Annotated in this window: 14 protein-coding genes; 8 read left to right on the top strand and 6 right to left on the bottom strand. The window is 54.4% G+C overall.

What is annotated here, in order from left to right:
- The first annotated feature begins 626 nt into the window (after positions 1–626).
- Together AV929_RS18525 and AV929_RS18530 are read left to right on the top strand one after the other, a co-directional pair.
- Positions 627–1,595 carry a glycosyltransferase gene (locus tag AV929_RS18525; RefSeq protein WP_064289116.1) on the top strand — a complete coding sequence of 323 codons (969 nt, stop codon included), beginning with the start codon at positions 627–629 and terminating at the stop codon, positions 1,593–1,595.
- A gap of 308 nt (positions 1,596–1,903) precedes the next feature.
- Entirely contained in the window at positions 1,904–3,112 is a 1,209-nt protein-coding gene (locus AV929_RS18530) for a glycosyltransferase (protein ID WP_064288964.1), read from the top strand.
- 16 nt (positions 3,113–3,128) lie between these two features.
- Here AV929_RS18530 and AV929_RS18535 read toward each other — a convergent pair whose 3' ends face one another.
- The gene (locus AV929_RS18535; protein ID WP_064288965.1) at positions 3,129–4,346 is read right to left on the bottom strand and encodes a glycosyltransferase family 4 protein; all 1,218 of its coding nucleotides are present in this window, start codon (positions 4,344–4,346) and stop codon (positions 3,129–3,131) included.
- 411 nt (positions 4,347–4,757) lie between these two features.
- Between AV929_RS18535 and AV929_RS18540 the strand changes: the two genes are divergently transcribed.
- From AV929_RS18540 to AV929_RS18550, 4 genes are all read left to right on the top strand, one after another.
- Positions 4,758–5,558, top strand: coding sequence for a hypothetical protein (locus AV929_RS18540; RefSeq protein ID WP_230458912.1), 801 nt, complete (start codon positions 4,758–4,760; stop codon positions 5,556–5,558).
- A gap of 179 nt (positions 5,559–5,737) precedes the next feature.
- The gene (locus tag AV929_RS22025; RefSeq protein ID WP_155120771.1) at positions 5,738–6,004 is read left to right on the top strand and encodes a hypothetical protein; all 267 of its coding nucleotides are present in this window, start codon (positions 5,738–5,740) and stop codon (positions 6,002–6,004) included.
- Positions 5,997–8,864, top strand: coding sequence for an Ig-like domain-containing protein (locus AV929_RS18545; RefSeq protein ID WP_064288967.1), 2,868 nt, complete (start codon positions 5,997–5,999; stop codon positions 8,862–8,864). The genes AV929_RS22025 and AV929_RS18545 overlap by 8 nt, the downstream gene beginning before the upstream one ends.
- A 260-nt stretch (positions 8,865–9,124) precedes the next feature.
- Complete coding sequence (locus AV929_RS18550) at positions 9,125–10,933, top strand: hypothetical protein (protein ID WP_064288968.1); 1,809 nt, start codon at positions 9,125–9,127, stop codon at positions 10,931–10,933.
- A 99-nt stretch (positions 10,934–11,032) separates the two neighbouring features.
- Here AV929_RS18550 and AV929_RS18555 read toward each other — a convergent pair whose 3' ends face one another.
- Positions 11,033–12,520: a chitin-binding protein gene (locus AV929_RS18555; protein ID WP_230458913.1), complete on the bottom strand. Its 1,488-nt coding sequence runs from the start codon at positions 12,518–12,520 to the stop codon at positions 11,033–11,035.
- A gap of 1,230 nt (positions 12,521–13,750) precedes the next feature.
- Here AV929_RS18555 and AV929_RS18560 point away from each other — a divergent pair.
- Positions 13,751–15,001, top strand: a complete 1,251-nt coding sequence (locus tag AV929_RS18560) for a glycosyltransferase family 4 protein (protein ID WP_064288970.1) — start codon at positions 13,751–13,753, stop codon at positions 14,999–15,001.
- A gap of 79 nt (positions 15,002–15,080) precedes the next feature.
- Positions 15,081–16,877, top strand: coding sequence for a heparinase II/III family protein (locus AV929_RS18565; protein ID WP_230458914.1), 1,797 nt, complete (start codon positions 15,081–15,083; stop codon positions 16,875–16,877).
- A 183-nt stretch (positions 16,878–17,060) separates the two neighbouring features.
- On the opposite strand, the gene AV929_RS18570 is transcribed toward AV929_RS18565, so the two are convergent.
- The 4 genes from AV929_RS18570 to AV929_RS18585 are packed head-to-tail and all read right to left on the bottom strand — an operon-like array spanning position 17,061 to position 19,927.
- On the bottom strand, positions 17,061–17,492 hold the full coding sequence (locus AV929_RS18570; protein ID WP_050006937.1) for a PTS fructose transporter subunit IIB: 432 nt from the start codon (positions 17,490–17,492) through the stop codon (positions 17,061–17,063).
- On the bottom strand, positions 17,489–19,174 hold the full coding sequence (gene ptsP / locus AV929_RS18575) for a phosphoenolpyruvate--protein phosphotransferase (RefSeq protein WP_064288972.1): 1,686 nt from the start codon (positions 19,172–19,174) through the stop codon (positions 17,489–17,491). The genes AV929_RS18570 and ptsP overlap by 4 nt, the downstream gene beginning before the upstream one ends.
- The gene (locus AV929_RS18580; RefSeq protein WP_050006938.1) at positions 19,167–19,454 is read right to left on the bottom strand and encodes an HPr family phosphocarrier protein; all 288 of its coding nucleotides are present in this window, start codon (positions 19,452–19,454) and stop codon (positions 19,167–19,169) included. Before AV929_RS18580 ends, ptsP begins: the two co-directional genes overlap by 8 nt.
- On the bottom strand, positions 19,451–19,927 hold the full coding sequence (locus AV929_RS18585; protein ID WP_014031165.1) for a PTS sugar transporter subunit IIA: 477 nt from the start codon (positions 19,925–19,927) through the stop codon (positions 19,451–19,453). The genes AV929_RS18580 and AV929_RS18585 overlap by 4 nt, the downstream gene beginning before the upstream one ends.
- Between the last annotated feature and the right edge of the window lie 11 nt (positions 19,928–19,938).

The raw sequence follows: 19,938 nt of genomic DNA on the forward strand, positions 1-19,938 counted from the left end.
ATCGCAAGACACCTCTACATCAACAATGTGCTACGCATGAGCGAACACCGAAAAGGATCAGACTACTTCAATGACCCGCTCAAACAGGAGGGAGAGAGTAATAAGCCAACCGACAAGCTTGGCAACCTGTAGCCGACGCCACCACTGCCCGTCTGCCAGCGGAGGGAACACCTCACTAGTTACGAGTAGGATCAGAAACAGTCCGACAAGGTAAACTCGAAGACCAGTGATGCCAACGACCCAGATGGTGACTAGCGAGAGCGTTCCTAGAGTCACAAACGATACGAGAAACCACTGGAACCGACTCTGGCTAGGTTTTGACATCGACATGGATGAAACCCACTTGGTCTCCGGCATATGGATTACGTACTAAAGCATAGTGAGACCTGACAAATAGTAATTCTCCTGAAAAGCTATGGTTGTGGTCGATAAGACACCGGCTAACGATACGCTGTTTTATTATTACACGTTAGCCCCTCCGCAATCAAAAGACGATATTGTCTGTATAATACCAATTCAGATCTGCCACCTTGGGGGTTATCACCTCGTCCAGAAACCACTCTTGTCTGTCGGTAGCAATGTTGTACTTAAGTATCCCGGTATACAGATTACAACTCAAGATTAATATGTCGGGGGAATGCCACACGAACGGTGAGAATCCGCTTGTGAGTGTAGTAATACCTACGTATGGGAGAGATGGACGCCTGCCAGCCGCGATTAAAAGTGTGCTTAACCAACAGTACGACCGGATCGAACTGCTGGTCGTTGATGACGGGTCACCGACACCTGTAGCGACGACATTACCCGAGGATATTTTGAGTGAGGGGCGTGTGAAAACTATCCGGCATAAAGAAAACAGGGGTGCAAACGTCGCCCGAAATACGGGTATTCAGACTTCAAATGGTGATTATGTCGCGTTCCTTGACGATGATGACCGGTGGGACGAAACGAAGCTCAGGAAACAGGTCGATACGTTCACTGAATCATCACCCGAAACAGGAGTCGTTTACACATGGGTCAAACGGGAGAGCTCGACTGGAACAACGGTTTCAACCCCGTCTGCGGCGGGCGAGGTGGTCACAGATCTGCTGACCGGCGCAAACTTCGGACAGTTCTCTTCGGTTCTAGTCGACACTGAGGTGATCTCCGATGCCGGGCTGCCCGACGAGAGATTTCCCGCGTGGCAGGACCGTGAGTGGTTTTTCCGGCTCGCACAGGCTTGCGAGTTCCAACCGGTCACGGAGACACTTACGTATCGCCAAACTGGCCGAGAGGATAGCATCACAGCAAAGTTCGAACAGAAGCGCGACGTCGCCTATCCTCTGTTTGTCGAGAAGCACGGCAGCCTCGCAGCGGAGTACGGGAAATACTACAAGCGGACCTTTCTCGCGTCCATGCGACGCTCGCTTGCACGGTCAGCAATCCATGCTGGACGGTACGACGAGGCCCGTAAATACTTCTTACTGGCCTTTTTTGCCAACCCACTCTACCGTCCTGTCCACCCCCATCTGCTACCCTCCTTGGGAGGAGAGTGGACCTACGAGGGTGTTGCGTCCTTGCGTCGGAAACTGACAGAGACCATACCTGCAAAATGAGGACGTATTGTGGTATTGTGCTTTGGAATCCCACTCGTACCGGGACTCAGTTGACAACATTTCTGTCCGCTCAAACAAAGCCTATCCGCTTGAAACGATTACAGATATCCGTATGAATACGCTACATCGACAAACTGGTAGGTAACACCGACTAAAATACGGTACCGAACAACTCGAACGGATAGCTTCCGCCTGATACCAATTTCTAATACACAGTCTGTGCTACTTCGATGCCATCGGCCATGTGAAGTTTGGTACCGAACGAATCCAGTGACTAACAAAGTCTATCTGACGGGTCCAACACAATAATGGACGAGCCGACGCCTTTAGATGGTGCTGGTTCTGCTGTCTCGACAGTAGCCGAACAGAATATCTCAGCTGCGACGGACGGCGACCGACCACTGCTGGCCTTTTTTATTCCGGATCTCTCTGTCGGTGGTGCAGAGCAGGTCGCGATCACAATCGCGAACGGGCTGGCCACCCGGGGGTACGACATTGACCTTCTCCTGTCACGGGCGAGCGGTGAACTCCGTTCAGAGTTGTCTGAGCAGGTCTCTATCGTCGAGCTTCCACCATCGACGACGCCAGTGGTTGGGGTGGCCGCACATCTGCCGTTCCTAGCTAGATATTTAAGTAAACACACGCCGGCAGCGTTGTTTCCCCATCTTGAACACCCAAGCATTGTCTCGCTCGCTATCAATAGGTTCCTCGACATCGATACAACTGTCATTCCGACGCAACACTCCGCGTTCGGACACGAAGTCGAGGCGACACCAAAGGATCAGATTGTCGGACGAATCGTCCCTTGGCTTTACCCCGCTTCGGATCAAATCATCAGTGTTTCTGAGGGCGTCGCAGACAGCCTCACTGACAGTACTCCAGTCGAACGCTCGGACATCTCAGTACTTTATAACCCAGTAGATGTCGAACAGATTCGTGGACGGGCCAGCCAAACAGTCGATCACGACTGGGTAGAGAACGATGATCGGGATGTCGTCCTATTTGTTGGGCGACACGCACGTCAAAAGAACTTGGATGGATGGGTCCGTGCGTTCGAGAAGGTAGTCAGTAGGAACTCGAATGCACGTGCAATCATAGCAGGAAAGGGACCGTGCCGAGCGAAAGTTCAGGCGACGGTCGAACGACAGGGCCTGTCAGACGTGGTGTCGCTTCCTGGATTCGTCGATAACCCGTATCGATATATGGCAAAGTCAGACGCTTTTCTCCTCTCATCTCGGTATGAAGGGCTACCGACGGTCCTGATCGAGTGTTTGGCGGTTGGATGTCCGATCGTTTCAACGGACTGTCCGAGCGGCCCAAGAGAAATTCTCTCCGATGGAGAGTATGGGACACTTGTTCCTATGGATGATGTGGATGGATTGGCTAACGCAGTCCGTGACACGCTTGCTGGTCCTCCTGATCCTGACCGGTTGCGGTCCCGCGCCGACGACTTCTCGCCGCGACCTGTGTTTGACGAGTACGAGCGGTTCCTCGAGGAGCACGTCTTCACAACCTAACACTATCTGGCGGGCATTAGTCCAAGACTTCAGACGTGGGGAGCTGTCCATCAGCGATGATCGATTCGTGGAGGTTCGCAAGTCGCTGACCGTGTGCTTCCCACGTCCATCCCTTCGATACCAACCGTTCCTTACCGTTTGTTCCCATCCGTTCTCGCTCTTTTGGATTGGTGATGAGACTGTTCAGGGCGGTGGCAAGCGCATTGGAGTCTTTCTTTTGGATCAAGAGGCCTGTCTCTCCGTCCACCACCTGTTCTGGGATACCGGATACGGCTGAGGCGACAACCGCAGTTTCGCTGGCCATCGACTCGTATATCGTGTTCGGTCGGCCTTCTGCGTGGCTTGGGAGCATGAAAATATCTGCGGCAGCGAACCACCGCCGGAGACCCAGCGGTGGGACTTCCCAGAGGACCCGATAGTTCTCGTGGTGACTAGCTTTGAGTTCAGCGATGAGGTCAGTGCGGAGATCACCGTAATGACCGACGAAAACGAAGGCTACGTCGTCGGTATGAATCTCATCCAGGGCTTCACAAATCTCGTTAATCCCTTTCCGTTCCGTGTACCCGCCACAGAACATGATTAGTGTGGTATCTCTCTCAATTCCTAGTTCTTGCCGAATCGTCGCCTCGTTGTCCGTTGGATACCGCGCTGGATTCGCCCCGTTTGGGAGCACAGTAGCTTTCGGTGTTTCGGTAATACTGTTGGCGGTTCGTGCGAGTGACTCACTCACGCAAAAGACACCGTCCGCGTAATTGAGGGTCTCTCTGATTTTTCTCCGACTGATCTGTGAGAGTTCATAGAAACTGTTTAAAATTTTCCCACGCCCCATGACTGTCAGCGGGATATCGTTGCTCCTACAGTACGGCACTAACCCGTAGCCATCGTAATGGATGTGGCCAGCATGGCAGATATCTGGCGTCTCAAAGTTCTCTGAGAGATACTCTGGGAGCATTTCGGAAAACGACCGTGACGATAACGTGTATTTGAATATTTTTTGCGGTAACAAGTAGAGGAATCTAGGGTAATGGACCTCGTGAGAACTGTAATCATGTCGGCTCGGTATGTCGCCGAACTCGGAGTAAGGACCTATCGGAGGCGCTCTCGGACGAGGAGTAACGACATCTAGACTAGTGTCTGTCATACTGAGCGCCCTGATGGATCGGAAATTGAACAGCCCCATATAGGGATTAAAGGGGTCTGGATGGTTCATCGCGCTTACGACCGCATCGTACATGAATACTAACTGGAAGTGGGTCTCATTAAGTATGCATCCGGTACTGGCTGTCCTGTTTGTGCCATCCTTATTGAAATCTGAAAACAACAGATAAAATTTACATATATTTACTTGTATAATATCTATATTGAACTGCGTAACTACATCTGGGATGGTCCATTCACGATACTGTGGGTAGAATATTTATAACTATACCATCCACTGCAAAAAGTCTGCACTGTGCAGACTAATATACGCGAGTGGCTACGTACCCTTACAGGAGACCAAGTAGATGGGGGCGAGGAAGGACTCCGATATTTTTTAGGTGGAGCTTATAATGGCCTATATTTCTCACTGACCACTCAGTACCCTCTCGGCACGAACATTTACGAAAAAAAGTGGGATTTACTGATCGTACTAGACGCCTGTCGTGTGGACGCGTTGCGGGAAGTCGCACCCGAATTTGAGTTTATCGACAGGGTTGATAGCGTGTGGTCCACAGGAAGCTCTTCTCATGAGTGGTTGTGTAAAACCTTCACCCAGGAACACGCAGACGAGATCTCCGACACAGTATATCTCTCTACGAATCCGCATACTCAGCCGACATTTAAAGACGGGAAACGGCCACCGCGCAAGTACGTTGTGCCAGTTACTTGGGCAGATTGGAACGTAGTAGACGAAAGCCAGTTCAAACTCCTGAAACAGCTTTCTCGCCACCACAGGTACGAGGACTACTTCGATACGATTCCGCCGAATATCGTGACCGACCAAGCGATTCTTGCGGGACGAAAGCTCGACTTCGAGCGGATGATTCTTCACTATTATCAACCACACCGTCCGCATGTGGCATCCGCATACAGGGAACAGCGGGATATCACTGACGCTGAGGATCATCCATGGGAAGCTATCGAACGTGGGGAGATATCCAAGCAAGAGGCTTGGGAGAATTATCTGGATAACCTTCGACTAGTCCTTGGCTCAATCCGTCGCCTTCTCGGTAACATAGATGCGGAGCGGGTCGCCATCACTGCTGACCACGGTGAGTTGTTCGGAGAGATGAAACAGTACGGACATCCGGAGGGGATACCACACCCTCATCTCAAAAAGGTCCCATGGGCTGTTACATCTGCCACAGATCAAAAAACCAGCAATCCGTGCGCGAGCGTTGCAGAGCAAGAAGAACCATCGAAGTCAGACGTCGAAGATCGTCTAAAGCATCTTGGATATATCTAATATCTCTCCCTGATTGTTGAAGACTGAATTATTCGTTTCAGGCGATTTTCGACCGTTAGGTCAGTAGTGGGGAATATGAAATGGTAAGTATGCAGTTCACAAGATTTTGTATCGAATAACCAGATACCTATATAAAGTAACAATTTATAATACCATAGTCGGGTCGAATTCGGTACAGCATGTTAAGAGCGAACTACCTTGAGAAAGAAGTCATTACTGGGGCAGGAAATCAGTGTGAAACGAGTGAAGTGAATTCGGGGAGATACGGCTGTCTCAGCCCGAGAAATACCATTAAGGGACTATTTACCGAGCGAAAAACGGTAACAGTGGAACCGGTCGTGAGAAATTCACTTGGAAAGATCGCAACCACCGCCGAGGCGTGGATGGGTTCTGACAACAGGGCAGATAAGTCTGAGGAGACTAACCGGGAGGTTTCCAATGAGTAGACCAGCCTACGTGCCCGATAGTGCCGAAGACATCACGAATCACGGTGTTGGTCGCGATCACAACCCGAATGATCCAGACCTCTCTGTCGCACGAGAAGTTTTAAACGCGCTTCATAGTGCTATGGACGCTGCTGGTCCGAACGGATCGATATTTGTTCCGGAAGGGACCTACTACTTCGGTAGTGAGGACGTCTACTCCCTCATCAATCTGGGTGGAAGTCAGCCACGTGGCATCTCAGTTTACGGCGAGGGGCCTGCTAAGTCCACACTTGCGGTGACTGAACACATGGATCCTGCGGTTATCTCGAACCAGACGGCGTTTATCTACGACGGGGACGCAGACCATGGGGATGTCGAGATTCGTGGGCTTACGCTGGACGTAAACGCTCCCAATCTGGGCGATCTCAACGCGCACAGCGGCGGAGCAGATGGGTTCTCGCTTTCTGGCGATCCACTGTCGTTCTCGCTATACAATGTTCGGATTACAGACACCTATACGCGGGGTATTAGATGCAGGCAGTACCTCTCATCCGCGAGATACTGTACCCTCAACCGGATCGGCATCGAATATCACAAAGACAGCGGATCAAATACACATCCGTTTGACTCGTTGCAGACGCCGAAAGGCAGCACCACGGTCATCGAAAACTGTAAAATAAAGAACTGTCCGGGTAGTGCAATAAACATTCGATACGGTGACGGAACCTACCGAATCCGGAACGTGTACGCCGCTGGGACAGGTAGTCAGTTCCTCAAACTCTCCGCCGGAGAGAGGGTCGAACTGCGCCGCATCAACCACACAGCATACACAGCGGAACTGGAATCGCTGCTCCCGGACGAGCCAAACGATGGATTCCTGGGTCGACACTTCATCCAGAGCCTGGGGGATCGTGGGGACACCAGCGTGACGTTGGATATGGAACAAGTGTCGACGAAGAACCACACTTCGTATGCATTCCAAGTCCGTGATTCGGTGGGCGGTCCATCTGATATCACATGGATCGGCGATAGGATCGCGTTCGCCGGTTCGAACATGTACACTGATGATGAGGTCATCCGCGACCGACAGGGGGCAGCGTTCAAGAACGTTGATGTTGGCGAGATATCGGTTCACGACACCGATGCGAAGGTGTTTGAAACCGAGGACTCGTACGGCTCTATCGCCACGCTCTCCACGGGTAACGTCGGTAGTGTCGGAAGTATGGGGGACATCAATGTAGGCAGTCACCTCTCTGGAGGGAGCCCGCTGAATGTGGATGTTCCAAGCGAGGACGAGGTAGGAGTGAAGAGCCAGAGTAGTACAGAGGAGGAAACGACTACTACTGAGACCGTAGACGACTCACAGAACGACCTCCCAGACTGGACAGCCCGGTGGGGCGGTGACCCTTCGGATTGGTCAGTCGTCTCGAATGATTCAACAACGGGCGACGCATATGTCGAGTTCAGTGCCAGTTCCGTTAATTCGCATGCAATGTCTTGGGACGATGTCGGCGAAAATACCGATATCGAGGTACTCGGACTGGTCCATGTCAGCTCGGAAAACAACGATGGCGACGGCTGGGGCCGTTTGATCGGCCGAGGAGGCACCGATGCCAGTGGAAACATGGTCGGCTATTCTGTCTGGTTTGTTCGAAGCGATGGGAGCATCAAGCTCCGAGTTGAGAAGGACTTCAATGGGTCACAAACCACACTTGGCGAAACTGTAGCCAATTCAAACCCCCTTGATGAATGGAGCTATCTCCGGCTCCGTATCAATGGTTCATCTGTACAAGCCAAAAACTGGAGTTATGGCGCGAAAGAGCCTGATTCGTGGGATATAGACGTAACTGATGGGGACGTCACCGATCCGGGATGGACTGGGATCGGATCTTGGTCGAGTGACACTCAGATGTTTGATTTCTTCAGCGTTGGTACCAGCGGTGAACCAGCCAGGCTCGACGACGCCAGGCCGGAAATCGCGTGGCAACAGCCCCTTTCTGAAGAAACAGTAGACGGTACAGTCACCTTGAAAATCAGCGTAACTGATGCCGAAGACGCTGCTGGCACCCCCACCGTCGAATATCGCGTCGACGGTGAGACGTGGTCGACTGCGTCGTTCAACTCGGATACGGGATACTATGAGGCCAGCTGGGACTCCTCAGGGCTATCAGACGGAACCCACACGCTTGATGCCACGGTGACCGACTCAGCCGGGAACACCGATTCGAGCAGCATTACCGTTACCACTGACAATAGTGGGACCAGTCCTGTTGTCAACGGTCTATCTGTTTCACAGGTCGAGACAGATACTACGGATGCGGCCTTTGCGATTGACTGGGAGGTCAGCGATTCGGACGGAGATCTCTCAACCGTCGATCTGGGCCTGTACGATGAAACCAACAACGAGCAGGAGGATACGAAGAGTGTTGCTGTCTCGGGTGGCTCAGCTACAGGAACAACGGATCTCACAGCGAGTGGAGACGACGGAACTGGAAACGAGTACACCATTGTGCTGACCGCGACAGACAATAGTGGAAACGGCACGTCTGCTACCGCGTCAGCGTCCGCATCTGGAGACGGCTTGAAACCGCAGATCGGACGGTTCAGTGTCTCTGAATCGCAAAAAGGTGACGGCAAAGCTAATATCACTGTCGTGTGGGACGTGCATAGTAGTGATAGCGAACTCCGGTCAGTTGACATCGATGTCGTTGATTCAGATGCCGTGGTAGAGAGCGTCCAGTGGGAAGTCAGCGGAAATACGGCTTCAGACATCGATATGTTCAACATCGAGCAGGTCACCGAGAACAACTACAGCATCGCACTCACAGTGGTCAATAGTAGCGGGAAGTCTGTCTCTACAACCAAATCGGTAAGCGTCTAACAGCGGGACACACTGTCATTCGTCTCGTATCTCCGCGGTAATATGTGTGTGGGCTGTAGAATCTGTTTGCATTTTTCTCGGAAGAACAATTAAAACGCTACAGTACAGGATAAGCGCTCCAGAACAGGTTAGGAGCGCACTAACAATCATATTGACTATTCTATGGGCGTACAATACAAATGGTGGATACGTTCTCGACGAATACTAGACCGGTCGATACAAATGTCAATTCGCTGAGCAATGCCTGTGGGTAACAATTCATGAGCGAAAACTCTGAACAGACCGTTTTCACTCACTCGAGAACTACGGGAGCCATTGCAGTTGTCGGTGTCCTGCTACTTTCGATATCAACGGCTATTGCGGTAATTTCCCCTCCAGCCACCGAGTACGAGATATCGCTCTACGAATCATATCCGACTTCATTCTGGGGTTGTATCATCGGGTCTCTGTTTTCCGGGTCACTGTTGATATTTCGAAGCATCGGGAATTCGAACGAACGGTCGTGGGTCTTCGGCACTTCACTTATGTTGGCTACCGACGCGTTACTGCTACTGATGCCTCTCATACGGGGATATGTGATGTACGGAGATGCCGACCCGCTGACGCACCTCGGATACGTACAGGACATCGTCAACACAGGCACTACTGGGGCTAACATCTACCCTCTCGCTCACCTGCTTGTGCTCGCTACTGCCGACGCTACTGGACTGGAGGCTATGACATTAGCGATGCTGACGCCGGTGATTTTTTCCGCGGTATATTTTGGAGGAATGGTTTACCTCTTGTTTCAGGTAGCCGATTCGCGAAGGGGTTTCCTTCTGGGTCTCCCCTTCGTCTTGCTACCAATACTTGGATACAGCCATTCGCTGTTTCGTCCATTCGACTTTAGCATCCTGTTGATCCCGGTTGTTTTGTATCTCTTTTTCAAAAGCCAGCGGCATCCTACTCCTGCAATTAGAGCGGTTCTGGTACTCACACTCCTGAGTATTCTCCTCTATCACCCGCTAACCGCTGTGTTCGTTACAGCAATCTTTATGCTGTACTATATTGTTCAGTATCTTCCAAGAATACAGACGATATATCAGAGTCCGACGAGCGCCTTTGGGCTCTCGCTTGCGGTTATCATGAGTTGGTACTCGAATTTCCCTGGCGTTATACTGCGGTTCGATACTATCTATCGTGTCCTCTTCGGGTCGGATAGCAGCGATGCACCCGTTCAGGCGTACGCCCAAACTGCACAGGAGGCCACACCATCCCTGATCGATATTGTTCAGTTCGTTACGTTCAGATTTGGGACCGAAATGGTACTGTTTGGTCTTGGCGGGGGCCTGTTCGGAGTCGCTCTTCTGTTCGGTCTTAAAAAGGGAGACGTGCTGGACACTCGGACCACTATGATGGGGGCAGTTGTAGGCGTGTTCGGCACTAGTGGACTCTTGTTCCTTCTTCTTGACCTGATCGTCACACAGGAGCGCCCCTGGCAGGTGGCCAAAATTGGCTCGGTGCTTTTGCTTGGACCCTTGTTCCACATAATTCGGATCCGCCTCGGGCAACCCAGCCGGTCGTTACTTGCCCGCAGCACAAAGCCAGCGATCACTCTTACAGTATTGGTGCTCATCGTACTGTCCACGCTCACACTGTTTCCATCACCGCTGTCAGGAATGACTAACGACCAGGTCACAGCGATGGAAGTCGAGGGCAGCGAGTGGCTCACCGAACACGAGACCGGAAACAGAGAGCTCTATCATTTCGATATAGAGTACCGACGGTTCCACCACGCAGAACACGGTGTGAGCGAAGAGCTATCATTCTGGGAGGTGTTTCTCCCACCCCATTTCAATTACACAACCAGTCAGTACTTCGGCCAGAACTACGGTAGCGATAAGTACGTGATGATCAACAGAAAAGGCCGAATCTTCTATCAGGAGACGTACCCGGATTATCCGCAGCGGTGGAAATACACGTCACAGGATTTCCAGCGTTTTAATCGGGACAGAACAGTTGACCGATCCTACGACAACGGTGATATCAGGATCTATCTGGCTAACGGAACCAAGATGGAGGGGACGTAGCAAAAGCACTACAGGACCGACTCCTGTCTGAGTATGCCAGACTGGATTTTCTCATTCAATTTAATTGCCACTTCAATCACCTCCTGAACAGGAGTTGGATCACCTCTTCCGGTTACCCGAATTTACGGTTACGTCTTCACCGGAGGCGACTGGGCTCACTCCTACCTCTTTTATACTGGGAACCGATGGACTGAAGCGGCTTTGGCCTTGGTTGTTTGCGTTGATAGTAACGTCACCTGCGTTCCCAATTCCATCTGTGTTGGAGTGGTTGAATGTATCTATCGTGCCTTGAGAACTGGTGAACATGAATGCCTTAGCCTTCGAATTGTGTATAGATAGCCGATCAATGTCGATGTTGGAGAACTTCCCAGCGCCATGTTCGCGAATGACTGCCTCGTCCCGAGCACGGTTGGTATTATAAATCGCAATCATGTCTCCCTTCCATATCACGTTCATCGGGCCATCTCCGATGGCGTCCTGTGCTTGGAACGCGTAATCAGACATGTCTCTAGAGAGAACGTTGTCCATGATGACGGTGGTCGGAGTGGTTCCCCGGTTTCCGAGGTTATTAATGAAAAATCGGCCGTGGAAATCAGGCCCGATGTCCCGCTTATCGACCTTCTGCTCTAAAGAGGGGGTGTTCGCTCTGTGATAGATGTTTTTCAGTTCTACGACCTTGCCCGCGGACATTTTACACAGCCCAGACCCCGTTCCACTGATATAGCAGTTGTGAATTTTGGTGACTCCATCGCCAAATCTAATGTTGATCGCGTTTCCGGCACAGTCGATGAAACAGCTGTTCTTGACAGTAAACTCGTCGCCTGCCTGCGGTCGGACAGAGATATGGTGAGAGTTCGATTCTCCGTTGGTCGCGTTGTGGCGCCCGATTCCGTTATCTTGGAACGTACAGTTTGTGACAGATCTGAGGACAGCACGGCCACGAGCCCCCGCTAAATGCCACCCTCGAATCCATGCACGCTTGAGATGGAAATTACCGTTTTTCGACATTTGGAGGCCCCAGGAGCCCCCGTTGTTCTCCGCGAGTCCGCTGACGTTTTCGTAGTTCCCGTCCAGTTTGATATCTGCAATCTCGACGGTCCCGTGATCGTATCCGTCGTACCAGATAAAGCCGCTCTGGTTTGGACGGTTTTCAGCGGAAGCGTGTCTGGTAATTGCCAATGCTGATTTGTTCGCCCCCTCTCCGAGGATAGAGATACCAGCAGGCACGGTTTCACCGAACTCCACGTACGGGCTATAGCCTGAATCGTCACCGCCAAAATAGTACTCTCCTTCAGGAACAAATATTGTTCCTCCATGGCCGGCAGCCCTTGCAGCCTTGAGAATGGCGTTGAGATTTCGCTTCGCTGCTGCCGCACTGGGATCGTTCGGATTCGGCTCCGAACCGTAGTCACTGATATTTTCGGCGTCTTGGACTACCTCGGGCTCGTCAGTCGGTCGCGTAGGCGTTGCAGTCTGCTGAACCGGCGCCTTAGCAGACTTTTCAGTCCCGTTCCCATCTGGAGGTTCACCAGCACCCCTATCGAAACCCGGTAGCCAGGTGTAGAGTAGGCCTGTGATGATAGTCACGATACTTCCGATAAAAGCTATAAGCCTGCGACGACTGACCTCCCCAGAGCCACTTGTCATGACAGATATACGAAAGTTGTACTACCCGATATATTGGATCGATTGAAGTGGTACAAACGATGGAGGAACGTGATCATTGCTCTCGTCTCAAGGTAATATGCTCGGGACATTAGTATAGGCTTCCTACAGAGAAACCCAAATAAAATCCCCAGTCCTATTTTTCGCATTCCCTTCGACGGGAGCCAAACTCACTTTCACAATTCAAATGCCGGTTTTAACTACACATGGCACGGTTGAGAGAGTTGCTGAGATGTACTGAAGCCTGAATAGCTTCCATCTTTGGTATAGTGGAAATGAGATCGGTCCGTTATATAATATCAGACGAAAGGCATACTTGGAATCCTCTTATGAGTTCTCCTCGACTCTGGCCCATGCACCGGGGTTCACTGTTCAGTTCAGAACAAGGTTTTGCATCGCTCTGAGGCAACTCGTTAAACGAAGGACTGTATGTTCTCTTACACGTACTCACTAAAATCCGTCATGTGAGTGTTGCTCTCTTGACCGAACGAGGTACTTGCACCTAGACTCCCCACTCCGATGGCTGCGGTTATCGCTGCTAGCCCGAACTGGAAGAAAGATCTCCGATTAAGATGGACTTTACCTCTCTCATTTGCTGTTAGAGTGGTTGAGCGTCCCGGAATCTTGTTATCGTCAGCAGTTGGTTTGTGCTTATCGGACATACATATGAGTGGAGTAGGTATATGCTAATTAGCCGTTCTCACACGGTATAAACGTACTACGTGTGTCTTTACTTCCTATGTACTTAGAGTAGTTACCAATTATGCCCTCAAAACACATCGACTTGATACGCAAGACAGTTAGATATAATATGGTAATTGTATTATATTTACAGTAGGATATGGTTACCGGGCGGGTCGGAGCGGGTTGATGTGGTTTAGAGGCTGAGATCTGCTATGTGCAGGTGGGGAGACCGGTTTACTCGAAACAAAGCAATGTTACAGACCGAGATAGAGCAACTTCAAGAGAACACATAACGGACTCAGCTTCGGCACGCCTCGGGAGTATCAGATGTATACTAATATTCCCGTCAAGGATACAGTGCAACGATTCGATGTCGATGAGCAGCGATAGGCCAACGGACACGGTACCATCGTCGAGATGGAGAGAAGCATCTAAGATTGGGACAGTCGCCGTACATAATCCGCTCCGATGACGACTGACTGTGTCATCGTCTCTCAGCGGTATCCCCCGGAAAAGGGAGGCAATGCCTCCAGAATCCACGACACAGCCGTCAATCTCGACGACGGCTTCGACGTGACCGTTCTGGCGCCGTCCCTCTGCTACCCACCGGGAAACTTCGAACGGACTTGGAAGCGTAAGCAGACAGAACGCGATAAGGGAGTCGTCGTCCACCGACTGTGGACGTGGCAGCCACAGAGGGAGAATCCCTCTCTGCTCCGGCGGCTCCCTTACTACCTCATATTCGCAGTCCATGCGGCACTCTGGTTAGTCATGAATTTCCGGCAGTACGACGTTGTCATGACATCTACGCCACCGATCACCACTGGGTTCCCCGGACTCGTGGCTGCTGCCATCGGGAACCCCTGGGTGATCGATGTCCGCGATCTGTGGATTGAGAACTCGATCGCCCTCGGATACATTACAGCAGACAGTCCACTGGTAAAAGCCGGTCGCACGTTCCAGCGTCTTGCGTTACGCTCCGCTGATCGCATCACGGTAACGACTGAGACGCTCGGAGATGCAGTCGCTGACACGTACGGCAGGGATCTCCGGGATCGGATCCGAGTCATCCCAAACGGTGTTGACACCGACCGGTTCTCGTCAGTTTCGACCGCTGAGGAAAACGACTCGCGAATCGTATACACCGGGAATATCGGGAGTGCACAGGCACTCGAACCGTGTATCCGGGCAATGCAACACGTCTCAAGTGACGATGCCGTACTCCAGTTGGTCGGTGACGGGGATGAAGTATCTCGGCTCAAGGGTGTAGTGGAGAGACTCGATCTTGAAGACCGCGTGGAGTTTGTCGGATTGGTGGACCGTAAACGAATCCCGGAGATCCTGGACAGCGCAACTGTCGGATTGGCCCCGATAAAAGACAGTCCAGAGTTGGACTACGCGATACCCACGAAGCTCTACGAATATATGGCGTGCTCGCTACCCGTCGTGGTTACTGGGAGGGGGGAAATCAAGCGGTTCGCGACGGATACAGACGCAGGTGTCCACACAGAACCCGATCCCGAGAGTATTGCGGCAGCGATTGACACCCTCCTCGAAAACCCCGATCAGCGGGTGGCGATGGGTCGAGACGGACACCGAGTCGTTTCCGAAGAGTATGACAGGCAGGCCATCGCGGGCCGACTGGGCGAGGTGTTCCGGACGGTGACAACGAGCGAACAGCAAGAATTGTACACGGCCCCAAGTACTGACGATGACTGAGTCCCTGCAGATGCTTCCGAAAGCGGTCAGGTTGTATGGACACACACTCACACAGTTGGAGCCTGCTCAGCTACTCGGAATGGCTGAACGAACGACTCGGAACTCCGTCCTCACGCGATTCCCGCTCGACTTCGACGGGCGATACGACGCGGCGATTCCCCGAGCCCTCTCGGTGGCGACCAGTCCAGTCGAAACAGACCTCGACCTGCTTCGCGGTGAACTTTCGGAATCGACCGTCCGGATGTTCCAGCAACGGAGTCGCCAGGCGGCCGACGGCAACCTGACGTTCCTCAATAGGACAATACAGTTTCGGTCGCCAGACCAACCTAACTGGTTCGACGACCGGTTCGACGACTATCCGCTTCTCTGGCCGCTGAAACTATACGCGTTCGAACCTCTCCGATGGGCGACGCTGGGGTTCAAAGACCCACAGGCGGCTCCCGACAGGGTTGTCGAGGTGTTCGACCAGTGGGTGTGGGACTGGGCCGATAGTATCGAAATCGGTCAGCCGGGCTACCTTCGAAATGCGTGGACACCGTGGGCAGTATCACTCCGTATTCAAACACTCACGCGGTACCTCGCGTGGCGAACTGGGGGCACCCAGGAAGGCGTTCCAGAGAGACTTACTGAGGTGCTTGCTCGAGAGATATATCGGAACTCGCTCTTCCTCATAAACCACATTGAGGGTGATGTCGGCGGCAACCACCTCGTTGAGAACGGGCTCGCACTGCTCATGGCCGGACTCACCTTCTCTGAGGATGATAATTCATGGGCATCAAAAGGAATTTCTATTCTCGGCCGTACAGGGGCTAAACAGTTTCTTTCCGACGGAGGGCACTACGAGCGGTCGCCGATGTATCATGCAATCGTTACAACGCGATACGTGACAGCGTGCTCCGTACTGGCCGCCAGTGATCGCACGGTCCCCAACTGGATGACAGCGATGACAAGGCAGGCTGTAGCGTATCTGCGATATCTCTGTCCCCCGGACGAGCGGATCCCGCTGTGTAACGACGCCGTGTTCGGTCAGGCGCTTCCGCTTGCCGACTGTTTGGAGTACGCTGCTGCCGCCGGATTCAGTTCCGATGACCGTCCCGCTCCGGCTCACAGTCCAGCGAGTGGGGAATCTGGATACTACTGGCTCGATGCGAACCATGGACGTCTGTTAGTGGACGGCGGCCCCGTCGGGCCCCCGCATTTACCCGGCCACTCACATAACGATATGTTGAGTGTCTTGCTCTGGGTCGATGGACACCGTGTGCTTACTGATACGGGTGTGTATGATTATGCCAGCGACGAACGGCGACAGTACGTCAGGAGTGTCGCTGGACACAATACGGTTCAGGTCGGCGATACGGAGCCGATAGAGATCGGTGGAAAGTATCTGATGGGGGCGCGAACGGAACCGTCGGTACGCTACGAGGAGACAGAACCGGCGGTTTTCGACGGATGCTATGAAACAGCGTCTGATGCACCAGCGTCGTATCGGCACAACAGGACAATCGTTGCGGCGGACGGCTGGTGGCTTGTTCGCGATATGCTCAGTGGACCCGACACTGAGACAGAGCCGAGCATCTCCCGCCTCCACTTCCACCCGGACATTGCCGTCACAGTCGACGAGTCTGGACCAATACGTGCGTCCCACCGGGCAGCCACCGACGATGACCCGCCCTTGCTGAGTGTCTACCCGCTGGGTACCAGCGACGTTCGCACCACTACAACCCAATACTTCCCCGAGTTTGGCGTCACCCAGGAGCGACAGACAGTGGAACTACGGTCCGGTCCCGAATCAGGGACAACAGCTTTGGGGTATCTTCTCGCCCCGGGAGCCAGCGGTGGCGATATATCTGGCTCCTCGGGCGATGGTGAGGAATAACCGCCAGCGAGCTACAACCGCTACCCCTCTCCGATACAGTCGGTTTCGGTCACTTCAGGGTATATATAATCCTGGACTCGAAACTGGACCGCCCGCTTTCCATTTGGTTTCGTGGCTAAGGGAATGGTTCAATCGTAGGGGGTGGGCGAGAAGTCGCCTACGTCGGAGCGATCTAACTCCGTATCAACTAAGCAGACGCTTCAGTCGGGCTACGAGGCTCTTCGAACGGTCACCGCCACGGCGGCGCTGCTGATCAGACCCAGTATCTGCGGACTCGGACCCCTCTTCGCTCCCAGTGGCCGGCGCGTCGCCGTCGGCGGCCTCGATGGCATCGGCGATCATCCCCTCGGCGTCGTTGACGGCGTCCTTGACGGTGCCGTCGATTAGCGGGACGCTACTGAATCGGTCCTGACTGACCGACGTGTCTGCGGCGATGATAGCGGCGTCAGCGGCTTCGATGTCAGCATCGGAGAGTTCGTTCTCCGCGCCCATCGCGCCCTGGACTTCGACCTTGATATCGTGACCGTGCTCTCCCGCTGTCTGTTCGAGGTTCTCGGCTGCCATCTGACTGTGTGCGATACCAGTCGGACAGGAGGTGACTGCGACGAGTTTCATGTGTCTACTGTGGTGTGGACTTCGCTTCGCGTTGCGGCGAGTCGGGCGCGGTCCCCGCGCTCGCTCGCGGCACTGTACTCGGTTTCGCTGACGGCCGTCTTGACCTCCGGAATCGTCACGGCGCTCATGCTGAGTTCGTCGAGGCCGAGACCGACGAGCAGTTCCGTCAGAGCGGGGTCGCCGGCCATCTCACCGCACATCCCGACCCAGGCGTCTTCGGCGTGAGCTGCGGTAACTGTCCGATGGATCGCGCGCAGGACGCCTGGATGCGTCGGGTCGTGCAGGTCATCGACGCGCTCGTTCTCCCGGTCGGCGGCCATCACGTACTGCGTGAGGTCGTTCGTCCCGATAGAGAGGAAATCCACCCGCGCGGCGAGTTCGTCCGCCATGAAGGCGGCGCTCGGCGTTTCAATCATAACGCCGACTTCGGGAGCAACAGCGTCAGCGTCGTGGCCTCCAACCTCGGCCGCCGCTGCGTCCAGCGTGTCTAGTGCAGCCTCGAGTTCCTCGATAGTGGCGACCAGCGGGAACATGATGGCGAGGTCCCCAGCCCCATCCGCCCCAGCGCGCAGGAGCGCACGGAGTTGCGTGGCGAACAGGTCCGAATCGGGGTTGAGCGAGCGCCGGATTCCTCGCTCTCCCAGGAATGGGTTTCCTTCTTCCGGCAGGTCCAGGTACGGGATGCGCTTGTCGCCCCCAATATCCAGCGTGCGGACGACAACGCGCCCGTCCGGGAACGTATCGAGCGCCTCGCGGACGGCCTCGTACTGTTCGTCCTCCGACGGCGGCGTCTCCCGGTCGAGAAAGAGGAACTCGGTCCGGTAGAGGCCGACGCCGTCAGCTCCCCGTTCTGCTGCGGAGTCCAGTTCCGCCGGTCGGCCAACGTTCGCTGCAACCTCGACGTGTCTCCCGTCGGTTGTCTCGACGGACTCATCGACGACAGCGGCTCCCGAGTCGCTTGCTGCGGCCGCTCGCTCGGTGTCGTCGGGGCTGACTACCACCTTGCCGCTGTCGCCGTCGATCACGACCTCTTCCTCCCCCTCGACGGATTCGAGAGCGTCGCCGACACCGACGACGGCCGGCAGGGCCAGCGAGCGGGCGAAAATAGCCGCGTGGGACGTTCGGCCACCAGTGACCGTGGCAAACCCAGCGACACGTTCCGGGTCAAGTTGCGCCGTGTCGCTGGGGGTCAGCCGCTCGGCGAGGACGACGCTTCCCTCTGGTAGGTCACCGAGATCGACCCGCTCCCCGTCCGTCAGCAGACGGAGAAGTCGGTCACGGACGTCTCGGAGGTCGTCCGCGCGCTCGGCCATCCGGCCGTCCATCCCCTCGAACTGCTCGATGTGCTCGCCGAACGCGGCGTCAACGGCGTTCGGTGCGGGAAGCCCCTCGCTGACCATCGTCTCGACGGCGTCCTCGATAGTCGGGTCTTCGAGGAACTGGATGTGCGCGTCGAACACCGCGGCCTCGTCTTCGCCGACGCGTTCGGCAGTCGCCTCGCGCTCGGACTCCAGTTCGGTGCGGGCGGTGTCGACGGCGTCGGCGAACCGCTCGATTTCAGTCTCGGGATCGACTTCCACGCCGTCCGGGTCCAGGAGCGAGATGTCTCGGCCGTACCAGACAACCGACCCGACGCCGGAGCGCGGCGTCGCACCGGTACCGTGAAGCGTGCGTTCAGCCATCGTCAGTGTCCAGTTCCGCCTCTGGCGTTGTCAGTATCCGCTCCAGTTCGTCGAGCACTGCTTCTGCATCCGGCCCGTCGGCGACCAGTTTGATGTCGTCGTCCTGTCCGACGCCGAGGCTGGTGACTGCGATCATACTCGCCGCCTGGACGAGGTCACCGTCCGGACGACCGGCCGAGACCTCGGCCTCGTGGTCGTTGACCGCCTGGACGAACGCCGACGCCGGCCGAGCGTGCAGGCCAGCCTCCGGAACAATCGTCACAGTGCGCACGACCGTCATGCGATTGCCTCCCGGAGTGCGTCCTGAACGGTCGTCTCGTCCTCTGCCTCGTGGAGTCGGTCCCGAACGTCGTCATGCATCAGGGCCCGCGAGAGGGAACTGAGAATGTTGAGGTGCTCCTCGCCGCCGGCCTCCGGGACGAGAATCATGAAGATGAGCGTCGCCGGCTCGCCGTCCATCGAGCCGAAGTCGACGCCTTCTTCGGAGTGAGCAAATGCCAGTGACGGGCGGTTCACAGCGTCAGTCTTCGCGTGTGGAATCCCGATCCCCATGCCGACGCCCGTAGTGGTCTCCGATTCGCGTTCCAGCAGCGCGTCGAGTGCGCGGTCGCGGTCCTCGACCTTGCCGCCGTCGACTAGTAGGTCGAGCAAGAACTCGATACACGCTTCCTTTTCGGCTGGTGGCTCGGACAGCGAAATGTGGCTGGCCGGAATCAGTTCTTCGATGTCGTCCGCTGCGATTGCGTCTGTCATTGTAGTCTCCG

The organism is Haloarcula sp. K1 (genome assembly GCF_001647155.1).
GTDB lineage: Archaea > Halobacteriota > Halobacteria > Halobacteriales > Haloarculaceae > Haloarcula > Haloarcula hispanica.

Excerpts from the sequence above, each read along its gene's own strand:
- AV929_RS18565 (WP_230458914.1), top strand. The coding sequence starts at position 15,081 with ATGGCTGAACGAACGACTCGGAACTCCGTCCTCACGCGATTCCCGCTC.
- AV929_RS18585 (WP_014031165.1), bottom strand. The coding sequence starts at position 19,927 with ATGACAGACGCAATCGCAGCGGACGACATCGAAGAACTGATTCCGGCC.
- AV929_RS18530 (WP_064288964.1), top strand. The coding sequence starts at position 1,904 with ATGGACGAGCCGACGCCTTTAGATGGTGCTGGTTCTGCTGTCTCGACA.
- AV929_RS18580 (WP_050006938.1), bottom strand. The coding sequence starts at position 19,454 with ATGACGGTCGTGCGCACTGTGACGATTGTTCCGGAGGCTGGCCTGCAC.
- AV929_RS22025 (WP_155120771.1), top strand. The coding sequence starts at position 5,738 with ATGTTAAGAGCGAACTACCTTGAGAAAGAAGTCATTACTGGGGCAGGA.
- AV929_RS18545 (WP_064288967.1), top strand. The coding sequence starts at position 5,997 with ATGAGTAGACCAGCCTACGTGCCCGATAGTGCCGAAGACATCACGAAT.
- AV929_RS18570 (WP_050006937.1), bottom strand. The coding sequence starts at position 17,492 with ATGAAACTCGTCGCAGTCACCTCCTGTCCGACTGGTATCGCACACAGT.
- AV929_RS18535 (WP_064288965.1), bottom strand. The coding sequence starts at position 4,346 with ATGTACGATGCGGTCGTAAGCGCGATGAACCATCCAGACCCCTTTAAT.
- ptsP (WP_064288972.1), bottom strand. The coding sequence starts at position 19,174 with ATGGCTGAACGCACGCTTCACGGTACCGGTGCGACGCCGCGCTCCGGC.
- AV929_RS18550 (WP_064288968.1), top strand. The coding sequence starts at position 9,125 with ATGAGCGAAAACTCTGAACAGACCGTTTTCACTCACTCGAGAACTACG.
- AV929_RS18525 (WP_064289116.1), top strand. The coding sequence starts at position 627 with ATGTCGGGGGAATGCCACACGAACGGTGAGAATCCGCTTGTGAGTGTA.
- AV929_RS18560 (WP_064288970.1), top strand. The coding sequence starts at position 13,751 with ATGACGACTGACTGTGTCATCGTCTCTCAGCGGTATCCCCCGGAAAAG.